The following is a 20,904-nucleotide window of genomic DNA, read 5'->3' as shown; positions in this document are numbered from 1 at the left end:
CGGCGGCGCGTTTGTTTACAGGCCGGTAGCGCGGACGCGGGCTGCCGGATCGATCTTGACGCCGATATCCTTCTGCACGGTCTGGCGATACTGCTGCACCAGATCCTGGGCGATGCCGCCGGCCAGCTGCTGCGCGGTCTGGTCCTTCTGACGGGCAATCGCTGCCGGATCGGCCGGTTCGATGCGAGTGAGTTTGGCGACGATCGCGTTGGCCGCATTGGCACCGGCGGGGCCGGTGACGATTTCGCTGGGCTTGGCGCCGAACAGCGCGGTGATCACCGCGGGCGAGAGCGCCCGTTCGGCCGGCTGGCCGCCGCGCGACAGCGGGGCGCTGAGCTGTACGCTGGCGCCCACGGCGGCGGCTTCCTTGGCGATGTCGCCACCAGCGCGCAGGCGTTCGGCGATCTGCTTCGCGGCTTCAGCCGCGGCCTCGCTGCGCGCGCGCTGCTGCAGGGCGGCGACGACGCTGTCCTTCACGTCATTCAGCGGGCGCAGGGCTGCCGGCTTTACATCCACAGCCTTCAACACCAGGAAACCGCCATTCACATCATCGACGATACGCGGCTCGCCGCCGGCATCCATGTCGAAGGCTTCCGTCAGGAAAGCGGGCAGCTTCGGCAGGTTTTCCACCGGCTTGCCATCGGGAGGCGTGCCCTGGGCATCGATGTCGACCACGCGATTCAGGTTGGCTTTGTGCGCGGTGGCGATTTCCTCAAGAGTGGCCCCGCCGGCAATCTGATCGTCGATCTGCTGACGCAGCTTGATCAGACCTTCGGTCGCCTTGCGCAGGGCGATCTGCTGGCGCAGTTCAGCCTTGGCCTCGTCCAGGCTCTTGGTCGTGCCGGGCTGGATCGCGGTGACGCGGGCCAGATGCCAACCGAAAGGCGAGGTGACTGGTTCACCCACCGTGTTCAGCGGCAGGGCAAAGACGGCATTGGCGATGCTGGCCGGCAGTTCGTCCCTGGTCACGGTGCCGAGCTTCACGTCCTCGGCCTTCAGCTTCTGCAGCCGCGCGGCCATGGCGATGAAATCCTCGCCTTTTTGCAGGGCGTCATAAGCCGCCTTGGCTTCGGCTTCGGTGGCGAACACCACCTGTTCGATGGCGCGCTTCTCCGGGGTCACGTAAGCGGAGCGATGGGCGTCATATTCCTCGCGCAGTTCCTCGTCGCTGACCGGCATCTGGCCGGTATATTGCTGCGGCGTGATGGCGATCCAGGCCAGGCTACGGCGTTCTGGTGCGGTATAGGCCAGCGGATTGGCCTTGTAATATTCTTCGATCTGCGCATCGGTCGGCGCCGCCGGTGCCGGCAGTTTGGCGGCGTCGATGACGAAATATTCGGCCAGGCGACGTTCCAGTCGATAGCCCAGGATGGTGTCGACCATCGCGTCCGGAACGCCGGTGATGCTGCCGAACAGGCTGCCCAGCAATTGGGTGCGAGCCAGGTCCTGGCGCAGCAGCACGACCAGCATGCCTTCCGTGTAGCCTTCGTTGCGCAGGTAAGTCTCGTAGGCCAGGCGATCGAACTGGCCGGTGATGCCCTTGAAGGCTGGCGCATTGGTGATCGCCTCGCGGATCTGGGCGTCGGTGATCATGATGCCGAGCTTGTCGGCCACCTGCACATAGAGCTTGTCTTCGATCAGGCGGTTCAGCACCGTTTCATCCAGTCCGAGCTGGCGGGCCTGCTCGGCGGTGAAGGCGCTGCCGAAGCGGCGTTGCAGGTTGCTGACTTCGCGGCGATAGGCATCGGCGAATTCCGGCTGGCTGATCTTGGCCGAACCGACGGTGGCCACATCGCCGCGGCCGCTGAAGCCGCCGATATAGTCCCCGATGCCCCAGGCGCCGAAGCTGACGATCAGGAGAATCATCAGGCCCTTGGCAATCCACGAGGCGGCGCCGGAACGCATCTGCTGCAGCATTGAAAACACCCGAAAAAGTGAAGCGAAACAAAGGCTCCGGCCTGATCCTGCGACCCCGGCCGGAGCGGTCGGGCATAGTAAGGCCGGGGCGGGGAGGCGGCAAGGCGCCGGCTTTGCCTTTCGGGTCGGAACTTGCTAGGAGAAACCCGGTTTTTCCCCATCTCTCGACCCCCTAGTCCTGTGAGGTTTCCATGGCGGCGCGGCGCCCCCTGATTGTCGGCAACTGGAAAATGAACGGCCTGACGGCCTCCCTCGCCGAGGCCACGGCGCTGGCCGGCAAGGTGCAGGCCCAGGCCCCGCAGGCCGAACTGGGCCTTTGTCCGCCCGCCACCCTGGTTGCGGCGATGGCCATGACCCTGAAAGGCAGCGGTATTGGTGTCGGCGGACAGGATTGCCACGCCAGGGCCGCAGGTGCCCATACCGGGGATATCGCGGCCGAGATGCTGAAGGATGCCGGCGCGGCCTATGCGATCGTGGGCCATTCCGAACGCCGTGCCGACCATGGCGAAAGCGACGAAGCCGTGCGGGCCAAGGCCCAGGCGGCCCATCGGGCCGGTCTGGTCGCCATCGTCTGCCTGGGCGAAACTCTGGCCCAGCGTGATGCCGGTGAAACGCTGAAGGTGGTGGGCTCACAACTGCGCGGTTCGCTGCCCGACGATGCCAACGCCGCCAACACCGTGATCGCCTATGAGCCGGTCTGGGCCATCGGCACCGGCCGCACGCCGACCCTGGAGCAGGTGGCTGAGGTGCATGCCGCGATCCGGCAGGACCTGAAGGCGCGCTTCGATGATGGCGCCGGTTTCCGCATCCTGTATGGCGGCTCGGTGAAGCCCGACAACGCGAAGCAACTGATGGCCGTGGCCGATGTGGATGGCGCGCTGGTGGGGGGCGCCAGCCTGAAGGCCAACGATTTCTGGCCCATCGTCGAGGCGAAAGGCTTCAAGTAAGCCCATGGGCGCCGAGGAGCGGGATCGGGACGGCAGCATCGCGGCACTGAAACAGGTGGCCGCGCAATTCGCCGTGTCCGTCACACCGCATCTGCAGGCGCAGATCGATCCCGCCGATCCGAAAGACCCGATCGCGCGCCAGTTCCTGCCCGATGCGGCGGAACTGGTGACGCATGATCATGAACGCACCGACCCCATCGGCGACGAGGCCCACAGCCCGGTGGCGGGCATCGTGCACCGCTACCCCGACCGCGTGCTGCTCAAGCTGGTGAATGTTTGCCCGGTCTATTGCCGGTTCTGCTTCCGCCGCGAGATGGTGGGGCCGGCCAGTATCAAGAATGGTGCGAAGGGCCTCAGCGCCGAACAGCTCGATGCCGCCATCGACTATATCGCGCAGCATCCGGCGATCTGGGAGGTGATCCTCACCGGCGGCGATCCGCTGATCGTTTCGCCGCGCCGACTGCAAGAGGTGATCGCGCGGCTGAATGCCATCCCGCATCTGGGCGTGATCCGCATCCACAGCCGCGTGCCTGTGGTCGATCCGGCGCGCATCAGTGATGAGATGGTCGCGGCGCTGAAATCCGGCGACAAGACCGTGTGGCTGCTGCTGCATGCCAACCATGCCCGCGAATTCGTGCCCGAGGCAGTGGCCGCGATCCGCCGCCTGGTGGATGCCGGCATTCCGATGCTGGGCCAGTCGGTGCTGCTGAAGGGCGTGAACGACAGCCCGGCGGCGCTGACCGACCTGTTCCGCGCCATGGTGGCCAACCGGATCAAGCCGCATTACCTGCATCACGGCGACCTGGCGCGCGGCACCAGCCATTTCCGCCTGTCGCTGGAAGAGGGGCAGCAACTGATGCGCCGCCTGCGCGGCCATACCTCGGGCCTGCTGCAGCCGACCTATATCCTCGATATCCCCGGTGGCCACGGGAAGGTGCCGGTCGGCCCGGCCTATGCCGAGCCCCAGAAGGATGGCTCCTGGACCGTCACCGACCCCTGGGGCTGCAGCCATCGGTATGACGACCCGGCGGTGGGTTAACCCATTGCTCAGGCTCAAAAACTGTTGAAGCCTCCACCTTGCCTGCCGCAGGGGCTTTCCCTATCTGACCTGAGGGTGTAAAAGCCCCCGGACTTTCGGAGATTCAAGACCATGATGACCTTCCTTCTGGTGGTGCATATCCTGCTGGCGCTGGCGCTGATCGGCGTCATCCTGGTGCAGCGCTCGGAAGGCGGCGGCCTTGGCATGGGCGGCGGTGGCGGCGGGTTCATGACCGCGCGTGGCCAGGCCAACCTGCTGACCCGCACCACGGCCATCCTGGCGGCGCTGTTCATCTGCACCAGTATCGTGCTGGCGATCATGGCCGGCGGTCATTCCAAGCCGCGCTCGATTCTCGACGCCGCCCCGGCCACGACACCGTCGGCCCCGGCCGAGTCGCCCAAGCCGGCCGTGCCGCTGTCGCAGTAAGCATCTGAATTTACAGATCAATTAAATCGCGTACTGCGGTACGCAAAGCCCTTCATTGTGTCGAGCGATTAGATTAAACAGGAGGCCCATGACGCGGTACATCTTCATCACCGGCGGCGTGGTTTCCTCCCTCGGCAAAGGTCTGGCTTCGGCGGCGCTCGGCGCCCTGCTGCAGGCCCGCGGCTATTCCGTCCGCCTGCGCAAGCTCGATCCCTATATCAACGTCGATCCGGGCACCATGAGCCCGTATCAGCATGGCGAGGTCTTCGTCACCGATGACGGCGCCGAAACCGACCTTGATCTTGGTCATTACGAGCGCTTCACCGGCGTGCCCGGCCGCAAGACCGACAACATCACCACCGGCCGCATCTACCAGACCGTGATCGCCAAGGAGCGCCGCGGCGACTATCTGGGCGGCACCGTGCAGGTGATCCCGCATATCACCGACGCCATCAAGGATTTCATCGCGGCCGACCGCAACGACGTCGATTTCATGCTGGTGGAAGTGGGCGGCACGGTGGGCGACATCGAAAGCCTGCCCTTCCTGGAAGCGATCCGCCAGTTCGGCCTGGAAGCCGGCCGGGGCCAGGCGATCTACATCCACGTGACGCTGGTGCCGTTCATCGCCGCCTCGGGCGAGCTGAAGACCAAGCCGACGCAGCATTCGGTGAAGGAGCTGCGTTCCATCGGCATCCAGCCTGATATCCTGCTCTGCCGCGCCGACCGCGAGATTCCGCAGGGCGACCGCAAGAAGATGGCGTTGTTCTGCAACGTGCGCGAAGAGGCGGTGATCCCCGCGCTTGATGTGAACACCATCTACGCCGCGCCGCTGGCCTATCACGAGGCCGGGCTGGATGTGCAGGTGCTGAAAAGCTTCGGCATCGATGCGGCGAAAGAGCCCGACCTGTCGCGCTGGAAAAGCGTGGTTCAGCGCGTGGTGGCGCCGGAGAACAGCGTCAAGATCGCCATCGTCGGCAAGTATACCGGCCTGAAGGATGCCTATAAGTCGCTGGCCGAGGCGCTGGCGCATGGCGGCATCGCCAACAACGCGCGCGTCAACATCGAGTGGATCGAGTCCGAGATATTCGAAAAGGACGAAACCGCCCTGCATGCGCTGGATGGCGTGCATGCCATCCTGGTGCCGGGCGGCTTCGGCGAACGCGGCTCGGAAGGCAAGATCCGTGCGGTCACCTTCGCCCGTGAACGCAACGTGCCGTATTTCGGCATCTGCTTCGGCATGCAGATGGCGGTGATTGAATATGCCCGCTCCAAGGCCGGCATCAAGAAAGCCAGCAGCACCGAATTCGGCCCGGCGGAAGAGCCGCTCGTGGGCTTGATGACCGAGTGGATGCGCGGCAATGAACTGGAGCAGCGCAGCAAGGCCGGTGACCTGGGCGGCACCATGCGGCTGGGCGCCTACGATGCCGCGCTGAAGCCGGGCTCGCGCGTGGCCGAGATCTATGGCAGCACGACGATCTCCGAGCGCCACCGGCACCGCTACGAGGTGAACACCAAGTATCGCGACAAGCTGGAATCCTGCGGCCTGGTCTTCTCCGGCATGTCGCCCGATGGCCTGCTGCCCGAGATCGTCGAACTGCCGAACCACCCCTGGTTCATCGGCGTGCAGTATCACCCCGAACTGAAATCCAAGCCCTTTGAACCGCATCCGCTGTTCGCCAGCTTCGTGAAAGCGGCGCTGGACCAGTCGCGGCTGGTCTAGGCCGGCTGGAAAAACACCATCGTCTCCAATATATTACCGTCATGCCCGGCCTTGTGCCGGGCATCCACGTTTTGGCAACCGACGACAGATTTACTCGTGGATGGCCGGCAATGAAGCCCTTTCTGGGCCCGGCCATGACGGATTAGAGTGGTTGCGGGGCGAGTGATCAGGAGCGACGCAGAATGAGCGATACCCAGAACCCCATCCGCCACGTGAAGGTCGGTGAATTCGAGATCGGCAATGATCTGCCGCTGACGCTGATCGCCGGGCCCTGCGCCATGGAAAGCCGCGAACACGCGCTGGACATGGCCGGCTCGCTGAAGGAGCTGACCGAGAAGCTCGGTGTCAGCTTCATCTACAAATCCTCCTTCGACAAGGCCAACCGCACCTCGATCCGCTCCAACCGCGGCTTCGGGCTGGAAAATGCCATTCCGGTGTTCGATGAAATCCGCTCGACGCTCGGCCTGCCGGTGATCACCGATGTGCACACCGAGGAACAATGCCGCGAAGTGGCGCCGCATGTGGATGTGCTGCAGATCCCGGCCTTCCTGTGCCGCCAGACCGACCTGCTGGTTGCCGCCGCCCAGACCGGCAAGCCGGTGAACGTGAAGAAGGGCCAGTTCCTCGCCCCCTGGGACATGAAGAACATCGTCGAGAAATTCGACTATTGCGGCAATCCGAACGTGATGCTGTGCGAGCGCGGCGTGAGTTTTGGCTACAACACGCTGGTCAACGACATGCGCGCGCTGCCGATCATGGCCGAGACCGGCTGCCCGGTGGTGTTCGATGCCACGCATTCGGTGCAGCAGCCGGGCGGCAAGGGCACGGCCTCGGGCGGCGACCGCCGCTTCGTGCCGGTGCTGGCGCGTGGCGCCGTGGCGATCGGCGTGGCCGCCGTGTTCATGGAAACCCACAAGGACCCGGATTCAGCGCCGTCGGACGGCCCCAACATGGTGGAATTCGACAAGCTGGAACCGATCCTCGAGCAATTGCTGGAATTCGACCACCTGGCGAAAAGCGGACATTGACAGGTAGGGACGGCGAGGGCGTAGCGCCCCCTCACGCCTCCAGTTTAGCCAGCACCTGGCCTTCCTTCACGCTGTCGCCCTCGGCAACGGTGAGGGCGGCGAGCCTGCCGGCCTTCGGGGCCTCGACCGGGATTTCCATTTTCATCGATTCAAGGATCATCACGATGTCGCCGCTGCCCAGGGACGCACCGGCTTCAGCCTCGATCTTCCATACCTTGCCGGTGACATCGGCCTTGATCTCGATAACGGGCATGTCATTATGCTCCCTAAAGAAAATACCGGTTTTCCAGCAAATTAATATAAATTCTTGAGTTTTTCAAACTCACGAATAGTCCCGCTATAGGCCGTCATAGGCAACCGTAGGTGCTGATGCACAGTATTCTGGTGGCTGGGCTGGTAGTGCTTACGTCGTCATCATGTCCCGAGAATGAGGAAGACGCCATACGGGCTAAAATGATATTTGGCCAACTGCCTGATATTAGCTTTCGAGACGAATATGGCTGACAACGACCTCCACGATTTCTTCCAGCAACAAGCCGTGGAGATCGCGGCCGAGTATGAACGTATTCGCAAGCGATCCAGAGAGGATGCAGGAACTGCTGGAGATGAGGGCGAGGAAAACTGGCGAGAGATTTTAGGCGGCTGGTTGCCATCCGAATATAACGTCACGACCAAAGGGCGCGTCATGGTACCTAATGGTTGGTCAGGCGGTCAGGTTGATGTGGTCGTGCACAATCGCGCTTATCCGCGCCGTCTAAGAGAGAAGAAGATGCACTTGGCCGGTGGGGTGGCAGCCGTGTTTGAGTGCAAGTTGACCCTGCGGCCTGGCGATATAACGAAGGCGGTAAAGAAGTGTGCCGAATTGAAGGCCGCTCTCCCTAAGCGTTACGGTTCTCCTTACAAAGAGCTGGTAGCACCGATGATCTTTGGCGTTCTCGCGCATAGCCACGATTTTGGAGCGAATGCCGAGGAGAAGATTCATCTTGAGATTCTCACGGCTAGCCAAACTTATGTCGATCATCCCATCAAGGAGATCGATCTTGTCTGCGTGGCTGATCTCAAGGCGTGGCACCACTCGGTCATGCAATTCCTTTTTCACCGCCCACCACCCCAGCTAGAAGGCCCTGTCATGACCTCGTTCATGCAAGCCGAGGGCAATCCAATCGCAAACGCGATCAACTACACAACTACACGATTGGCTTGGGAAGACCCGACACTTAGAAACTTGTCTGAATACTACAGAACCGTGCTGAGCCCACAGGGTAGGGGCAATATTAGGCATTGGCCCCAGTCAGTAGTTACGGAGCAATTGCTGAAGCAGCCGGCATTCGATGGTGGGGGCGGATGGAGCCACTGGAATGGGCTCTACTACTGAACTCGATCATTCGATAAATCGCCGGTTGGCAGAAAGTAGATGTATTCTGCCAAACCTGCTTTTCACATGCGGTAGTCATCTTATTTGGATAGTTTCGATTTTCTCTTAGTCACCTTCGATGACTCGTCTGCAAGGCTACGATGGCGGTTGTTATCAATGAACCAGATCAGGTCAATCTCGCGGTACCGGATGATGGTCTGAGCAACCCGAATGTAAGCTGGTCCCGTTCCGTCTTTACGCCAACGGAACATAGTCTGGGGATCGACGCGGAGGAGGCGGGCAGCCTCTTTGGTCGTAAGCAACGCAGGCATGCTCTGCCTCTCGGGTTGAAGCAATTTTCCGACGGTTCATTGTCGTGCATCCCCTAAGCGACACTTACGGGTTCATGGTGACACTACGGGTTACATGGATTTTGGGGGCTGCCTAAGTGCTTGTATCGCGGAGCCGAATCAGGACTGTTGACGATAACGGGCATGTGTCCTCCTCGGTCCATTAACCCTGTTTCTGCCTTGGAAGTGCCTGTCGCGCCAGCGTAAAATGCGGTGTCTGTGCCGAGTCACGAAAGGCTGTCATGTCCTGCCGTAACGTCATTGCGGTTTTAGTCGCCGCCGGCCTGCTGGCGGGCTGCGATACCTATAACGCGATCCGCCGCGATATCGGCATCGATCCGCGCGACCCTCCGATGCAGCAGGCAGTACCGCAGCAGATGCCCCAGCAGCCCATGCCGTCCGCGCCGCCGGCGCCTGTCGTGCAGGGCGGCGTGGCACAGGCCAACTGGGCGGCGCAGCGCGCGGCCTCGGCTGCGGCGGCCAACCAGGGCAACACCGCTCCGGTCGGCTACAAGGAACCGGAAAAACCGGCAGAGACGCCAGCCGGCACATCTGCCGCCGCGCCAGCATCCGCCGCGACCATGCCAGCCGCATCGCCGGCTCCCACACGCACGGCACGGACAGCGGCCCCGTCTCCCACCAACAACGCGACGGCGAGCCGTACAGCGACGGCGCCCGCCGCCGCTGCCACGCCGGGTCTGCCGGCCGGCTACAAGCCTTCCCCCTCGGTGATGGACAATCCCGCCCAGGCGATGGAGCAGCAGAAGATCGCCGCTGCCACCGGAGCCGTGCCCGAGCCGCCCAAGATGGCCGGCAGCATGAAAGAACCGGGCAGCGTCACCGGCGGATCATGGCGTGTGCATCTGGCCTCGCACCGCACGGAATCGGCGGCGATCAACGAATGGCAGGAGCTGCTGAAGGCCAATCCACAGCTTTATGGCCAGTACGATCCGTTGGTCTCCTGGGTGGAACTGCAGGGGCGGGGTTCATTCGCGCGGCTGGAGCTGGTCGGTTTCCCGGACAGGAAAGCGGCCGAAGCAGCCTGCGCGAAACTGCGCTCGGGTTCGCGCTACTGCGCGGCGGTGTCGGAATAGGACAATTAATCTTCGTCATGCCCGCTTGCGCGGAAGTGACGAAAAAAGAAAAGGCCGGGATTAACCCGGCCTTTTGCATTCTGGAAAATCTGAAGTTCTTTACGCGGCAGCCTCGGCGGCACGAGAGGCGCGCTTGCGATCGTTCGGATCCAGCAGCTTCTTGCGGATGCGGATCGACTTCGGCGTCACTTCCACCAGTTCATCGTCGCCGATATAGCTGATCGCCTGTTCCAGCGTCATCTTGCGCGGCGGGGTGAGGCGCACGGCCTCATCCTTGCCCGAGGCACGCATGTTGGTGAGCTGCTTGGCCTTCATCGGGTTGACTTCGAGGTCGTTGTCGCGGCTGTTCTCGCCGATGATCATGCCCTCGTAGACCGGCGTGCCGGGATCGACGAACAGCACGCCGCGTTCCTCGATATACCACAGCGCATAGGCCACGGTTTCACCGGTGCCGTTGGCGATCAGCACGCCGTTGCGACGGCCCGGAATCGGGCCGCGATGCGGGCCGTAGCCATGGAACAGCTTGTTCATGATGCCGGTGCCGCGCGTGTCGGTCAGGAACTCGCCGTGATAGCCGATCAGGCCACGCGACGGGGCATGGAAGGTGACGCGGGTCTTGCCGCCGCCCGAGGGACGCATGTCGCGCAGCTCGGCCTTGCGCAGGCTCATCTTCTCGACCACGACGCCGGTATAGGCGTCGTCGACATCGACGTGCACTTCCTCGATAGGCTCGAGCAGCTGGCCGTTTTCGTCCTTCTGGAAGATCACGCGCGGGCGGCTGATCGAAAGCTCGAAGCCTTCGCGGCGCATCACCTCGACCAGAACGCCGAGCTGCAATTCGCCGCGGCCGGCGACCTGGAAGGCGTCCTTCTCGTCGGTCTCGGTCACGCGGATGGCGACGTTACCCTCGGCCTCGCGCAGCAGGCGTTCGCGGATCACGCGGCTCTGCACCTTGCTGCCTTCCTTGCCGGCAAACGGCGAGTTGTTGACCGAGAAGGTCATGGCGAGCGTCGGCGGGTCGATCGGATTGGCCGGCACCGGCTCGGTGACGGCGGGGTCGCAGATGGTATCGGCCACGGTGGTGGTGGTCAGGCCGGCGATGGCGATGATGTCGCCGGCTTCGGCCTCGTCCACCGGCACGCGCTCGATGCCGCGGAAGGCCAGCAGCTTGGTGGCGCGGCCCGCTTCGATCTCGGTGCCGTCGGCGCGCAGCGAATGGATCGGCGCGTTGACCTTCAGCTTGCCGGAATAGATGCGGCCGGTGAGGATGCGGCCGAGGAAGTTGTCGGCTTCCAGCGTGGTGACCAGCATCTTGAACGGTGCGTCGATCTCGGCCTTCGGGGCCGGTACGTGGCGCACGATCAGGTCGAACAGCGGGGCCAGGTCCTTGCGGGGGCCTTCCAGGCTGTCATCGGCCCAGCCGCTGCGGCCCGAGGCGAACATGCAGGGGAAATCGAGCTGCTCTTCCGTCGCATCCAGCGCGGCGAACAGGTCGAACACCTCCGAATGCACTTCCACCGGGCGGGCGTCCTGGCGGTCGACCTTGTTGATGACGACGATGGGGCGCATGCCAAGGCCAAGCGCCTTGCCCAGCACGAACTTGGTCTGCGGCAGCGGGCCTTCGGCCGCATCCACCAGCAGCACCACGCCATCCACCATGGAGAGGATGCGCTCGACCTCGCCGCCGAAATCGGCGTGGCCGGGGGTATCGACGATGTTGACGCGGGTGCCATGCCACTCGACCGAGGTGCACTTGGCCAGGATGGTGATGCCGCGCTCGCGCTCCAGGTCATTGGAGTCCATCACGCGCTCGGCCACCTGCTGGTTCTCGCGGAACGAGCCGGACTGGCGCAGCAGGGCGTCAACCAGAGTGGTCTTGCCATGGTCGACGTGGGCGATGATGGCGATATTGCGGATATCCATGCGGCTTACACAAAAGGCCCGGTCCATCCTGGGGTCAGGCGGCCGGGCGCGATTCCTTTAAATCGGCTAGGGTTGGGCGGGTATATACGGTGCGAGACCGATTGTTACAAGGACAGATTTGTTGCGCCGCAGTGACGGCGACGGTGGGGCGCGGCGAGCGATAACAATTCTTTCTTTTTCAATGAGTTATTTTGCCATAGGCCGTCGAGGCGACCGGCGGGCGGATTCCGTCACTTTTGCCACGGTCGCCTCCGACTGCCTTGCCAGCCAGTCGACGAAGGTCTGCAGACGTGGATCGCCCGACAATGCCGCCGGCCATTGCGCCATATGCACCTTGCCCGATGGCATCGCCCAGCGGGTGCCGAGCGGGCGGAGGAGACGGCCCTCGCGCAGCGCATCATGCACCAGCAGCGAGCGGGCCAGGGCCACGCCGCTGCCTTCCAGGGCGGCCGCAATCGCCGTGCCGATTTCGTCCACATGCAGGCTGGTTTTCGGCTTGCCGGGCAGGTCAAGACGCCGGAACCATGTGCTCCACTCCCATTCGGGCCCCTGCTTTTCCGGGCTGCGTCCGCGCCGGTCGGGTTCCTGGGCACCTTTGTGGATGAGCGGCAGGCTGGCGAGCCGGGCTGGATTGCGCAGGGGCTTTTCCAGCAGGGCCGGCGCGCAGACCGGAAAGACCTCTTCACGGAACAGCAGCCGCTGCGTGCTGGTGCTGCGGGCCTCTTCCGGCCTGACCCAGAGGATGCGCAGATCGAGTTCGCCGCTGTGCGCCTCGGCTTGGGCCCGCGTTGTAAAAACCATCAGTTCGATTCCGATACCGGGATGGCGGCGGGTGAAGTCGGGCAGGCGGCGCACCAGCCAGTGCTGGGCCAGCGCCGAACCGAGCCCGACACGCAGTCTTGCCCGACCGGCCAGCGCCGCGCGGCTGCGGGCGCGTAACTGCGCCATGCCCGCGAGGATTTCGTCAAAACCTTCGGCCAGCGCGTTGCCGGCCGGGGTGGGTTGCAGGCCAGCGCGCAGGCGGCGCAGCAGGGGGGTGCCGATGAAAGCCTCCAGCCGGCGCAGGCGATGGCTCACTGCGCTCTGGGTCACGCCCAGTTCGGCGGCCGCGGCGGTCATGCTGCCATGGCGCAGCACGGCCTCGAAGGCGATCAGGGAATCGAAAGGCGGCAGGCGCGGCATTTCCGCAGTATGAATGAAATTCATGATGCAGTGAAGCGATCTCGCTGGCGCCTTGCTGGCCGGCATGCGATGCAGTGCCATGTCAGATCTTGCGCAATCAACGACAGGCCTCAGCCTCAAGCACCCCATGGCCGTGGCCTGGGTGCTGGCACTCTCGGTCAGCCTGGCCAACTTCGATGTCACTGTCGTCGCCGTAGTTTTGCCGGCCATCCGTGACGAACTCGGCTTCTCGATCAGTGCCACAGCCTGGGTGATGGATGCCTACAGTCTGGCCTTTGCCGGTTCACTGTTCGCCGCCGGCGCACTGGCCGATCGTTTCGGTCGCCGCCGCATGCTGCTGCTGGGCAACGCCGGCTTCGCGCTGGCCTCGCTGCTCTGTGGTCTGACCTGGGACGGGCCTTCGCTTTGGTTTGCCCGTGCGTTGCAGGGGGTGTGCGCGGCCTTCTATATCACTGGCGGTCTGGCGGCGATCTCGCTGGCCTATCCGCCTTCGGACAATGCGGCCCACGCCAATCATGGTCGTGCCAGGGCCTTCGGCATCATCGGCGTTACCAGCGGCGCGGCGATGGCGCTGGGCCCCACGCTGGGTGGTTTTGTCGCCGCGGGTTTCGGCTGGCGCTGGATATTCCTGATCAATCTGCCGGTCTGTGCAATCTGCGCCTGGGCGGTACGTCGGGTGATTGCAGAATCGCGCGACGAAGAGGGGCGGGCTCTCGATATCATCGGTGTGGTTTTACTGACACTGGCCATCGCCCTGCCAGTGCAGGCGCTGCTGCACAGCGATGGCGCGCCGGTCTGGCGCTGGTTCGCCACGGGTGCGGGCGTGTTGTTCGGAATCGCGCTGGTGCGGCAGCAGAAGCGCCGCGCCAAACCGATGCTCGACCCGATGCTGTTCCGGCGGCGCGAGGCCATTGGCATCGGTTGCTTGCTGCTGTCATTGTCGGCCGGCTACTGGGCTACACTGATCTATCTGCCGCTCTATCTGCTGGCGGCATTTGGCCTCGATGTCGAGCGGAGCGGGTTGGCGATGCTCTGCGCGACTTTGCCGATGCTGGCGCTGCCGCCGGTCGGCGTCTGGGCGACGCAGCGGTATGGCTGGCAGGCGACGTTTACCGGCGGCCTGCTGCTGCTCACGGCCGGGCTGACGCTGCTGGCCTATGCTGCCTTCACGGGTGTATCGCTCTGGTTCGCGCTGGGCGCCATGCTGCTGTTGGCAAGTGGGGCGGGGGTCAGCAATTCGCAGGTCTCGGGCGCGCTGGTGGCGCTGGCGCCGCCAGACCGCGCCGGCATGGCGTCTGCGATGGCAACGACATTGCGGCAGGCCGGCTTTGCCATCGGCATCGCACTGCTTGGTGCAGTCTCCGGTGGCGTGAATTATGCCGCTGCCTTCGGTGTGGCGGCTTTTGCCGCCGCCCTGGGCGCAGCAGCGGCGGCACTGACGCTGAAGAGGATTCTGACCTAGGCGGCTCAGACCAGCATGTCGGCTATGCCGCCGGCGGTTTTGCCAGTACCCTGTTTGACGGCTTCCTCGATTTTCTCGCGGATTTCTTCCTCGATTTTCTTGCGCAGCTTCTCGTCCAGCTGGGCGAGGCCTTCCTCGGTCAGGCCGTTTTCTTCCAGGTATTTTGCCCGGATGCGCTCGGGGATCGACATCTTGGCATAATCCAGGAAGTCCTGGACCGCGTCGGTTTTCTTCGACGACTTGGTGGCTTCAACCGCCTCGGTGGTCTGGGTCGCAGTGGCCGATTGCGTTGCCTGCACCTCGTCGACTGCACCGGCCGCCGTGGTCAGCCAGGCCGGCCGGCTCAGCGGGTCGGTGCCTTCGGCGTCTTTGCGTTTCGCCCGCGCCTGCGCGACGAACTGCTCCATCGTCTCGCTGTCGAACGAGAGCAGTTGCAAGCGGCTGCTGCCACCGCCGATACCGGAAACCGACATGCTGTCCTCCTGTTGCTTTGTGCAGCAGGGAAGCAACACGCATGCCATGACATGGCGGTCGGGGGCATGTCAGGATGTTGCGGAAATCAGCAAAATCATATTGTTGCAGGGTTTGGTAAACGCGTATTAAGCGGAATTTTCTGCCGACAGATATGTTTGGGCGGCGTTTTATGCCGGGTTTTTTATGTTAGCGATCGATGTGGCCAAGATCGCGCTGGGGATCAAGACGGTCGCGCACGATCTGCTTGAGGGTTTTCATATCGGGGAAGCCGCCATCGCGCTTGCGCTCCCAGAGCGTGGCGCCGTCATAGCTGATCTCGAATATACCGCCACTGCCCGGCAGCAGGGCAACCTCGGCAAGATCATCGCCAAAGGTGGAGAGCAGTTCCTGCGCCATCCAGGCGGCGCGCAGCAGCCACTGGCATTGCGTGCAATAGGCAATGGCGATGCGCGGCTTGGCCTGAGCAGGGCTGGCAGTCTGTTCCGGCTGGTTCATGCGCCATACTAGCCCGGAATGTGGTCGCTGCGTAATCCGTCCAGCAGGCCCGGCGTACCGACCGTACCGCTGACCGCATCGCCCCAGATGATATCGAATCCAGCCGTGATGCCCATGCGCAGGTCATCACGGCTGTTGATATTGGCGAGGATCGCCACGCTGCGATGCAAATGCGCGCGGCGCGCGAAATTGCTCATTTCTGTATGCAGCCGGCCGGAATCCGGCTGGTCGACCGGCATCTCCGTGCTCAGTCCATAGCAGCCGGTGCCAGCATAGATATCGACCAGTTTGACGTCGGCTGCCACATGCGCGACCTGCAATGACGATAATGGGCGCAGATAGGATATCAGCTCGCCCAGCCGGCTGGCCGGCATGCCGACCGGCAGATTGGTGACTGCAAAGGCGATGAAGGTGCGGATGCCATCGGGCACTTCGCGCAAACGGCTGAAATACTGTTCACGCAGACGACTGATGCTCAGCGTGTCATAGCTGATCGGGATCACCAGCTTGGTCTGCTGGTTGGCGCTGATCATGCGGTGCAGCCCGAGCAGGGCGGCGCCAAGTGTGAAGCGGTCTAGTGCCGGCAGCAATTCCTCCGGCTTGTCGAGCAGGGGGTCGTCATCAACCAGAACCATGCGGCCCGTGCGCTTGCTGATGACGCTGGTCAGGAAAGACGAGAAAGTTCGCCGTTTGGTGTTAAACATCGGGCGAAAGTTGGCGCTGCAGTGCTTGAGGTAATCCTCGATGCTGGTGCGCTGAAACAGCACGCTGAAGTCCTGTTCCAGTTCGGGGATATAGGATGAATAAGCTGTGTCGCCGGCCGGGTGGGGTAACGGCTCGCTCACGTCGACCTCATGCCATTCCGTATCCGCAGCGGTTCGGACATGGTCGAGCAGCTCGTCGAGCGAGTTGACCTTTTCCAGCACGAACCGGCGATCGATCTCGGCAACGCATGAAACGATGGCGATTTCCTGGCCGCTGATGTCTTCCCCGACGATCAGCTTCTCGATTTCCTCGGCAATCGCACGGGCCTTGAATTCGGCCTCATGGCGGCGCAAGCGGGTGAACAGGATCAGGAAATTCTCGTCATCCACGCGGAAATAGGCGTCGGTGACATCCAGGCGCCGGCGAAAGATCGCTTCGATGAGACGGGAAATCTGTTCATTGCGGGCTTCCCAGCGTTCACCCAGGGTGTTGCGGATGCCAGACAGGCCGATGAGTTGAAGCGATCCGGCTGCGATCCTGTCCTGTGCGGCTCTCAGGTTTTCGAGACTGGACTGACCACCCGTCCTGCCTCGAGCGATGGAAGCAGGCTCCCGTTGCCGGGGTATGGCGGGGCCGGGCGGGGTGTCCCTTCCACCGAGCAACTGGCCCAGTCTCTGGATGAGTGACGTACGCTCGCTTTCCATTGCAGGACGTTTATTGGCGTTTGGCTCGATTTCCCAATGAGGCGCCGTCCTCGCAAGGACAGGTGGATTTCAAAACTGTAATCCTGAAACAACTCTGCGCCATCTGATGCAGTGAGTCGATAATATTAAAAATAGTATATTTTCCAGTAATTTACGGATTGTGTCCGCAACCGGGGCGGCGGAGCGGGATTTGACTTTCGTCCGGAAGTGGAAATATGATGATCATCATAATAATACCAGGGCGATGCCCAGGGCGGTGCTATGTCCCAATCTGCGATTTCTGATGATCGGCGGCCGCGTCGGCAGACGACCCGGGAGAAAATCCTGCGCGCGGCGGCCAAGGCGATCCGTGCAAAAGGCCCCGCCAGCGTCGGCGTGCTGGAGATCATGCGCGAGGCCGGCCTGACCCATGGTGGCTTCTACGCCCATTTCAAATCCAAGGACGAGCTTGTCGCAGCGTCGATCTCCACGATGTTTGAGCAGGGGCGCGATCGCTTCTTCGCGCGTATCGCCGGCAAGCAGGGCATCGAGGCGTTGCGCCTATGGGTCGATGCCTATGTCTCGCCGTCCCATCGTGACAATCCGGGCGGTGGTTGCGCCCTGGCGGCTCTGAGCGGCGATGTTGCCCGGCTCGATTATGCCGGGCATGACGCTTTCGATGCAGGGCTGCGCGGTATCGTCGCCCGCTTCACGGCCTATCTGCCGGCACGGGACGGATTCGACGCCGAAGCCTTCGCCATGGCGATGCTGGCCGAGATGGCGGGGGCCGTGGCGCTGGCGCGTGCCGTTGGCGACCGCGCAATGTCGGACCGCATCCTGCAATCGGCGCGAGACAGCCTGCAGGCCCGACTGACGCAGGTGGCGGCATGAACGAGCAGAGCCCTGTTGCCGCCGCGCCGCGCCCGTTCGTACGGCCGATTGTTTCGCCGCCGCGCGAGAAATTGCTGGCCGCGCCGATCCTGCCCACATTGCTGCGTCTGACACTGCCAAATACCGTGGCGATGAGCGCCACCGCGCTGGCAGCCGTTGCCGAGACTGCCTATGTCGGCCTGTTGGGCGTCGAGCCGCTGGCGGCTATGGCACTGGCCTTTCCGATGATCATGCTGATGCAGATGACCTCGGCGGGTGCGATGGGCGGCGGGGTGTCGTCGGCCATCGCTCGCGCCTTGGGCGGTGGCGATATCGCCCGCGCCAATGCCCTGGCTCTGCATGCCGTGGTGATCGCGGTTTGCGCGGGGGTGTTCTTCACGGCCTTCTTCTGGCTGCTGGGGCCCATGATCTATCAGGTGCTGGGCGGTCGCGGCGAAACGCTGGGCCAGGCCGTGCTGTATTCCAACACGGTGTTTTCCGGTGCCATCGCCGTCTGGCTGTTCAACACGTTGTCGTCGGTGTTGCGCGGCACCGGCAACATGGCTGTGCCATCCGCATTGGGTCTGGTCGTGGCCGTATTCCAGATCATGATAGGTGGCACGCTTGGCCTCGGGCTCGGTCCCGTGCCACGGCTGGGTATGATGGGCGTTGCGCTCGGGCAGGTGATTGCCTTCAGTCTGGGCACGCTGTACCTGGCCTGGCATCTGCTGGCCGGGCGGGCCCGGCTACGGCTCAGCCCTGGCAGTTTCAAGGCCCAGGGCGAGATGTTTGCCGACATCCTGAAGGTCGGCGCGATGGCCAGCCTGTCGTCGTTGCAGACCGTGCTGACCATCCTGATATTCACCGGCCTGGTGGCGCGGTTCGGCACCGTGGCGCTGGCCGGTTATGGCATCGGCGCGCGGCTGGAGTTCCTGTTGATCCCGATTGCTTTTTCGGTCGGCGTGGCGAGCGTGCCCATGGTTGGCATGGCGATCGGCGCCCGCGATGTGGCACGTGCCCGCCGCGTGGCCTGGACCGCCGGCGGCCTGGCCTTCGCTGCACTGGGGGTTATCGGACTGCTGGTGATCCTGCTGCCCGATGCCTGGTCGGGCCTGTTCACCGAGGATGCCGCCGTGATTGCAGCGGCGCGGCAGTATCTGATCGCGGCCGGCGCCGGATTTCCGTTTTTCGGCCTTGGCCTGTGCCTGTATTTTGCCTCGCAGGGGGCGGGCAGGCTGGTCGGGCCCGTTCTGGCCGGCACGCTGCGCCTGATGCTGGTGGCGCTGGGCGGTTGGCTGCTGACTGCGCAGGCAGCTCCGGTCTGGACGCTGTTTGCATTGGCCGGCAGCGCAATGGCGATCTATGGGCTGGCTACGCTGGCGGCGGTGCGTTTCACCCGCTGGTGAGCAGCGCGGCGCTCAATCCGTGGCGCCGTGGTAGTAAAACACCGAAATGATGCGGTCGATGGTAATGCCGTCATTGGCCAGCGGGCAGTGAACGTATTCCAGATCGGCGTAATCATGCCGGAACTTCATGCGCGGCGGACCATGCCAGTAATAGCTCAGGCCGGTTTGCAACACCTGCTGGCGCACATCGAGGATCACGCTGGCAGGCCGGCCCGACAGGCGGGCATTCGTGGCGACGATCTCGTCTATATAGCGGTTCATCATCGGCGATGGTGCCGCTTCGAGTATGATCTCGCCGGCCACACGCACGAAAAATCGCGCCGGTTGCGGCGCGGGTTGGCGCTCCACCTGCACCAGAACCATGTTCGGCAGCAGATGCGGCACGGCGGCGATATCGAAGTCGCGTCGCGCCGGCAGGCGGTCGGCCGGATGGATCTGTCGCATGTAGTGCAGGAAATCGCTCACCACATTGCTGCGCACCCGGGTCAGGATGTCATCAATCGCCGCGATATTGGGGTGGGTTGCCATGCCAAATTATGGTTTCGCCGGCCTGGAAAGGCCAGCGGCCAATGCAAATACATGAACACCGCCATGGTACCGCGATACCATGGCGGTGTGTAGACGAAGCGGGAATCAGATTGGCAGGGCAGCGCCGCCCTGTTTCACACGTTCCAGCAGGCGGGCCATGAAGGCCTCGCATAAGGCAATCTGTTCCAGCGCGATGAATTCATCGGGCTTGTGCGCCTGCTCGATCGAGCCGGGGCCGCAGACAATGGTAGGGATGCCGAGTTCGGAGAAGAGTCCGGCCTCGGTGCCGAAGGCGACTTTCTGCACGCGATTGGCGCCGGTCAGTGCCTTGGCCAGTTCGACGACGCCGGCACGATCATCGGTCGCCAGTCCGGGAAATTCCGAAATCTGGGTGAAGGTGAAGCCGCAATTGGGGTCGATGGCCTTCAGTTCGGGTTCCAGCTTGTTCTTTGCATAGGCCACCACCTCGGCGTAAAGAGCATCCACATCGTCCTGTGGCAGGTAGCGGATTTCCCACAGGAAACTGCAATCCTTCGGCACGATGTTCAGGGCCGTTCCGCCATTCACCGTGCCGGTATGCAGGGAGGTATATGGAGGGGCGAATTCGCCATCAAAGGGGCCGTGTTCGCGTTTCTTGCGCGCCAGCCCCTTGATGAAGGCGATCAGTTCAGCGGCCGCTTCCACCGCGTTGGCGCCCAGATGCGTGAGCGAGGAATGGCATTCAAAGCCGCGGACATCCACGCGCCAGCTTTTCTTGCCCTTGTGCTGGGCGATCACCTGCATCTCGGTCGGTTCACCGACGATGCAGGCTTTGGGTTTCACCGGCATGTCCTTGAGAACCTGGATCAGTTTTTTGGCACCGAGGCACCCCACTTCTTCATCATAGGTGAAGGCATAGTGGATTGGCGTCTCCAGTTTCTGGGCCAGGAATTTCGGCGCATAGGACAATGCGACGGCGACGAAGCTTTTCATGTCCGAGGTGCCGCGACCGTAGAGCCGGCCATCCTTCTCGGTCAGGGTGAAGGGATCGGTATTCCATTCCTGGCCATCGACCGGAACGACGTCTGTATGGCCCGACAATACGATGCCGGGTTTGTCCTGCGGGCCCAGCGTGGCATAGAGATTGGCTTTCTTGCCGCTGTCGTCATAAACCAGGGTGGATTCCACGCCGAGCGATTCAAGGTGCTCCTGGATCCAGTAGATCAGGGCAAGATTGGAATCGCGGCTCACCGTTGGCATCTCGATGAGTTGGCGAACCATGGCGAGGGCTTCTGCACTTGGCTTGGTCATGGGGAGGTACG

20 protein-coding genes are annotated in these 20,904 nt (G+C 63.1%); 10 read left to right on the top strand and 10 right to left on the bottom strand.

Annotated features, from left to right (window positions below; translation table 11 throughout):
* Nucleotides 1-15 precede the first annotated feature (15 nt).
* Nucleotides 16-1,917, bottom strand: a complete 1,902-nt coding sequence (locus ACE3OO_RS01190; RefSeq protein ID WP_374298890.1) for a SurA N-terminal domain-containing protein — start codon at nucleotides 1,915-1,917, stop codon at nucleotides 16-18.
* A 191-nt stretch (nucleotides 1,918-2,108) separates the two neighbouring features.
* Here ACE3OO_RS01190 and tpiA point away from each other — a divergent pair, with 191 nt between their 5' ends.
* From tpiA to kdsA, 5 genes are all read left to right on the top strand, one after another.
* Complete coding sequence (gene tpiA, locus ACE3OO_RS01185) at nucleotides 2,109-2,864, top strand: triose-phosphate isomerase (RefSeq protein ID WP_374298888.1); 756 nt, start codon at nucleotides 2,109-2,111, stop codon at nucleotides 2,862-2,864.
* Nucleotides 2,865-2,868: 4 nt separating this feature from the next.
* The gene (locus ACE3OO_RS01180; RefSeq protein WP_374298886.1) at nucleotides 2,869-3,903 is read left to right on the top strand and encodes a lysine-2,3-aminomutase-like protein; all 1,035 of its coding nucleotides are present in this window, start codon (nucleotides 2,869-2,871) and stop codon (nucleotides 3,901-3,903) included.
* Nucleotides 3,904-4,014: 111 nt separating this feature from the next.
* Entirely contained in the window at nucleotides 4,015-4,329 is a 315-nt protein-coding gene (gene secG, locus ACE3OO_RS01175; RefSeq protein WP_374298884.1) for a preprotein translocase subunit SecG, read from the top strand.
* Between the two features lie 88 nt (nucleotides 4,330-4,417).
* Nucleotides 4,418-6,049, top strand: coding sequence for a CTP synthase (locus ACE3OO_RS01170; protein WP_374298882.1), 1,632 nt, complete (start codon nucleotides 4,418-4,420; stop codon nucleotides 6,047-6,049).
* Nucleotides 6,050-6,231: 182 nt separating this feature from the next.
* The gene (gene kdsA, locus ACE3OO_RS01165; protein ID WP_374298881.1) at nucleotides 6,232-7,077 is read left to right on the top strand and encodes a 3-deoxy-8-phosphooctulonate synthase; all 846 of its coding nucleotides are present in this window, start codon (nucleotides 6,232-6,234) and stop codon (nucleotides 7,075-7,077) included.
* 31 nt (nucleotides 7,078-7,108) lie between these two features.
* On the opposite strand, the gene ACE3OO_RS01160 is transcribed toward kdsA, so the two are convergent.
* Nucleotides 7,109-7,330, bottom strand: coding sequence for an acetyl-CoA carboxylase biotin carboxyl carrier protein subunit (locus ACE3OO_RS01160; protein WP_374298879.1), 222 nt, complete (start codon nucleotides 7,328-7,330; stop codon nucleotides 7,109-7,111).
* A gap of 243 nt (nucleotides 7,331-7,573) precedes the next feature.
* Here ACE3OO_RS01160 and ACE3OO_RS01155 point away from each other — a divergent pair, with 243 nt between their 5' ends.
* On the top strand, nucleotides 7,574-8,452 hold the full coding sequence (locus ACE3OO_RS01155) for a DUF6602 domain-containing protein (protein ID WP_374298877.1): 879 nt from the start codon (nucleotides 7,574-7,576) through the stop codon (nucleotides 8,450-8,452).
* Between the two features lie 80 nt (nucleotides 8,453-8,532).
* On the opposite strand, the gene ACE3OO_RS01150 is transcribed toward ACE3OO_RS01155, so the two are convergent.
* Nucleotides 8,533-8,763: a helix-turn-helix transcriptional regulator gene (locus tag ACE3OO_RS01150; protein WP_374298875.1), complete on the bottom strand. Its 231-nt coding sequence runs from the start codon at nucleotides 8,761-8,763 to the stop codon at nucleotides 8,533-8,535.
* Nucleotides 8,764-9,023: 260 nt separating this feature from the next.
* Between ACE3OO_RS01150 and ACE3OO_RS01145 the strand changes: the two genes are divergently transcribed.
* Nucleotides 9,024-9,875 carry an SPOR domain-containing protein gene (locus tag ACE3OO_RS01145; protein WP_374298872.1) on the top strand — a complete coding sequence of 284 codons (852 nt, stop codon included), beginning with the start codon at nucleotides 9,024-9,026 and terminating at the stop codon, nucleotides 9,873-9,875.
* 99 nt (nucleotides 9,876-9,974) lie between these two features.
* On the opposite strand, the gene typA is transcribed toward ACE3OO_RS01145, so the two are convergent.
* The gene (typA, locus tag ACE3OO_RS01140) at nucleotides 9,975-11,798 is read right to left on the bottom strand and encodes a translational GTPase TypA (RefSeq protein ID WP_374298869.1); all 1,824 of its coding nucleotides are present in this window, start codon (nucleotides 11,796-11,798) and stop codon (nucleotides 9,975-9,977) included.
* A gap of 186 nt (nucleotides 11,799-11,984) precedes the next feature.
* Nucleotides 11,985-13,061, bottom strand: a complete 1,077-nt coding sequence (locus tag ACE3OO_RS01135) for a LysR substrate-binding domain-containing protein (protein WP_374298867.1) — start codon at nucleotides 13,059-13,061, stop codon at nucleotides 11,985-11,987.
* On the opposite strand from ACE3OO_RS01135, the gene ACE3OO_RS01130 reads away from it, so the two are divergent.
* Complete coding sequence (locus ACE3OO_RS01130) at nucleotides 13,060-14,442, top strand: MFS transporter (RefSeq protein ID WP_374298865.1); 1,383 nt, start codon at nucleotides 13,060-13,062, stop codon at nucleotides 14,440-14,442. The genes ACE3OO_RS01135 and ACE3OO_RS01130 overlap by 2 nt on opposite strands.
* A 5-nt stretch (nucleotides 14,443-14,447) precedes the next feature.
* Here the strand turns inward: ACE3OO_RS01130 and ACE3OO_RS01125 are convergent, their stop codons facing one another.
* The 3 genes from ACE3OO_RS01125 to ACE3OO_RS01115 form a co-directional block, all read right to left on the bottom strand.
* A complete protein-coding gene (locus tag ACE3OO_RS01125) occupies nucleotides 14,448-14,915 on the bottom strand; it encodes a hypothetical protein (RefSeq protein WP_374298863.1) in 468 nt (155 codons plus the stop codon).
* A gap of 187 nt (nucleotides 14,916-15,102) precedes the next feature.
* A complete protein-coding gene (locus ACE3OO_RS01120; RefSeq protein WP_374298860.1) occupies nucleotides 15,103-15,411 on the bottom strand; it encodes a SelT/SelW/SelH family protein in 309 nt (102 codons plus the stop codon).
* A gap of 8 nt (nucleotides 15,412-15,419) precedes the next feature.
* Nucleotides 15,420-16,820: a hypothetical protein gene (locus tag ACE3OO_RS01115; protein WP_374298857.1), complete on the bottom strand. Its 1,401-nt coding sequence runs from the start codon at nucleotides 16,818-16,820 to the stop codon at nucleotides 15,420-15,422.
* 261 nt (nucleotides 16,821-17,081) lie between these two features.
* Here ACE3OO_RS01115 and ACE3OO_RS01110 point away from each other — a divergent pair, with 261 nt between their 5' ends.
* Nucleotides 17,082-17,690 (top strand): TetR/AcrR family transcriptional regulator, encoded by a 609-nt coding sequence (locus tag ACE3OO_RS01110; RefSeq protein ID WP_374298854.1) that lies wholly within the window; start codon nucleotides 17,082-17,084, stop codon nucleotides 17,688-17,690.
* Nucleotides 17,687-19,075: an MATE family efflux transporter gene (locus ACE3OO_RS01105; protein ID WP_374298852.1), complete on the top strand. Its 1,389-nt coding sequence runs from the start codon at nucleotides 17,687-17,689 to the stop codon at nucleotides 19,073-19,075. Before ACE3OO_RS01110 ends, ACE3OO_RS01105 begins: the two co-directional genes overlap by 4 nt.
* A 12-nt stretch (nucleotides 19,076-19,087) precedes the next feature.
* Here ACE3OO_RS01105 and ACE3OO_RS01100 read toward each other — a convergent pair whose 3' ends face one another.
* Together ACE3OO_RS01100 and argE are read right to left on the bottom strand one after the other, a co-directional pair.
* On the bottom strand, nucleotides 19,088-19,603 hold the full coding sequence (locus tag ACE3OO_RS01100; RefSeq protein WP_374298850.1) for a hypothetical protein: 516 nt from the start codon (nucleotides 19,601-19,603) through the stop codon (nucleotides 19,088-19,090).
* A 105-nt stretch (nucleotides 19,604-19,708) separates the two neighbouring features.
* Nucleotides 19,709-20,893: an acetylornithine deacetylase gene (gene argE / locus ACE3OO_RS01095; protein WP_374298847.1), complete on the bottom strand. Its 1,185-nt coding sequence runs from the start codon at nucleotides 20,891-20,893 to the stop codon at nucleotides 19,709-19,711.
* Nucleotides 20,894-20,904 lie beyond the last annotated feature (11 nt).

Origin of the sequence: Ferrovibrio sp. (assembly GCF_041906005.1) — a bacterium.
Taxonomy (GTDB): domain Bacteria; phylum Pseudomonadota; class Alphaproteobacteria; order Ferrovibrionales; family Ferrovibrionaceae; genus Ferrovibrio.
Note: the sequence above shows the minus strand (reverse complement) of the source record. Positions and strands in the feature narration are given on the sequence as shown.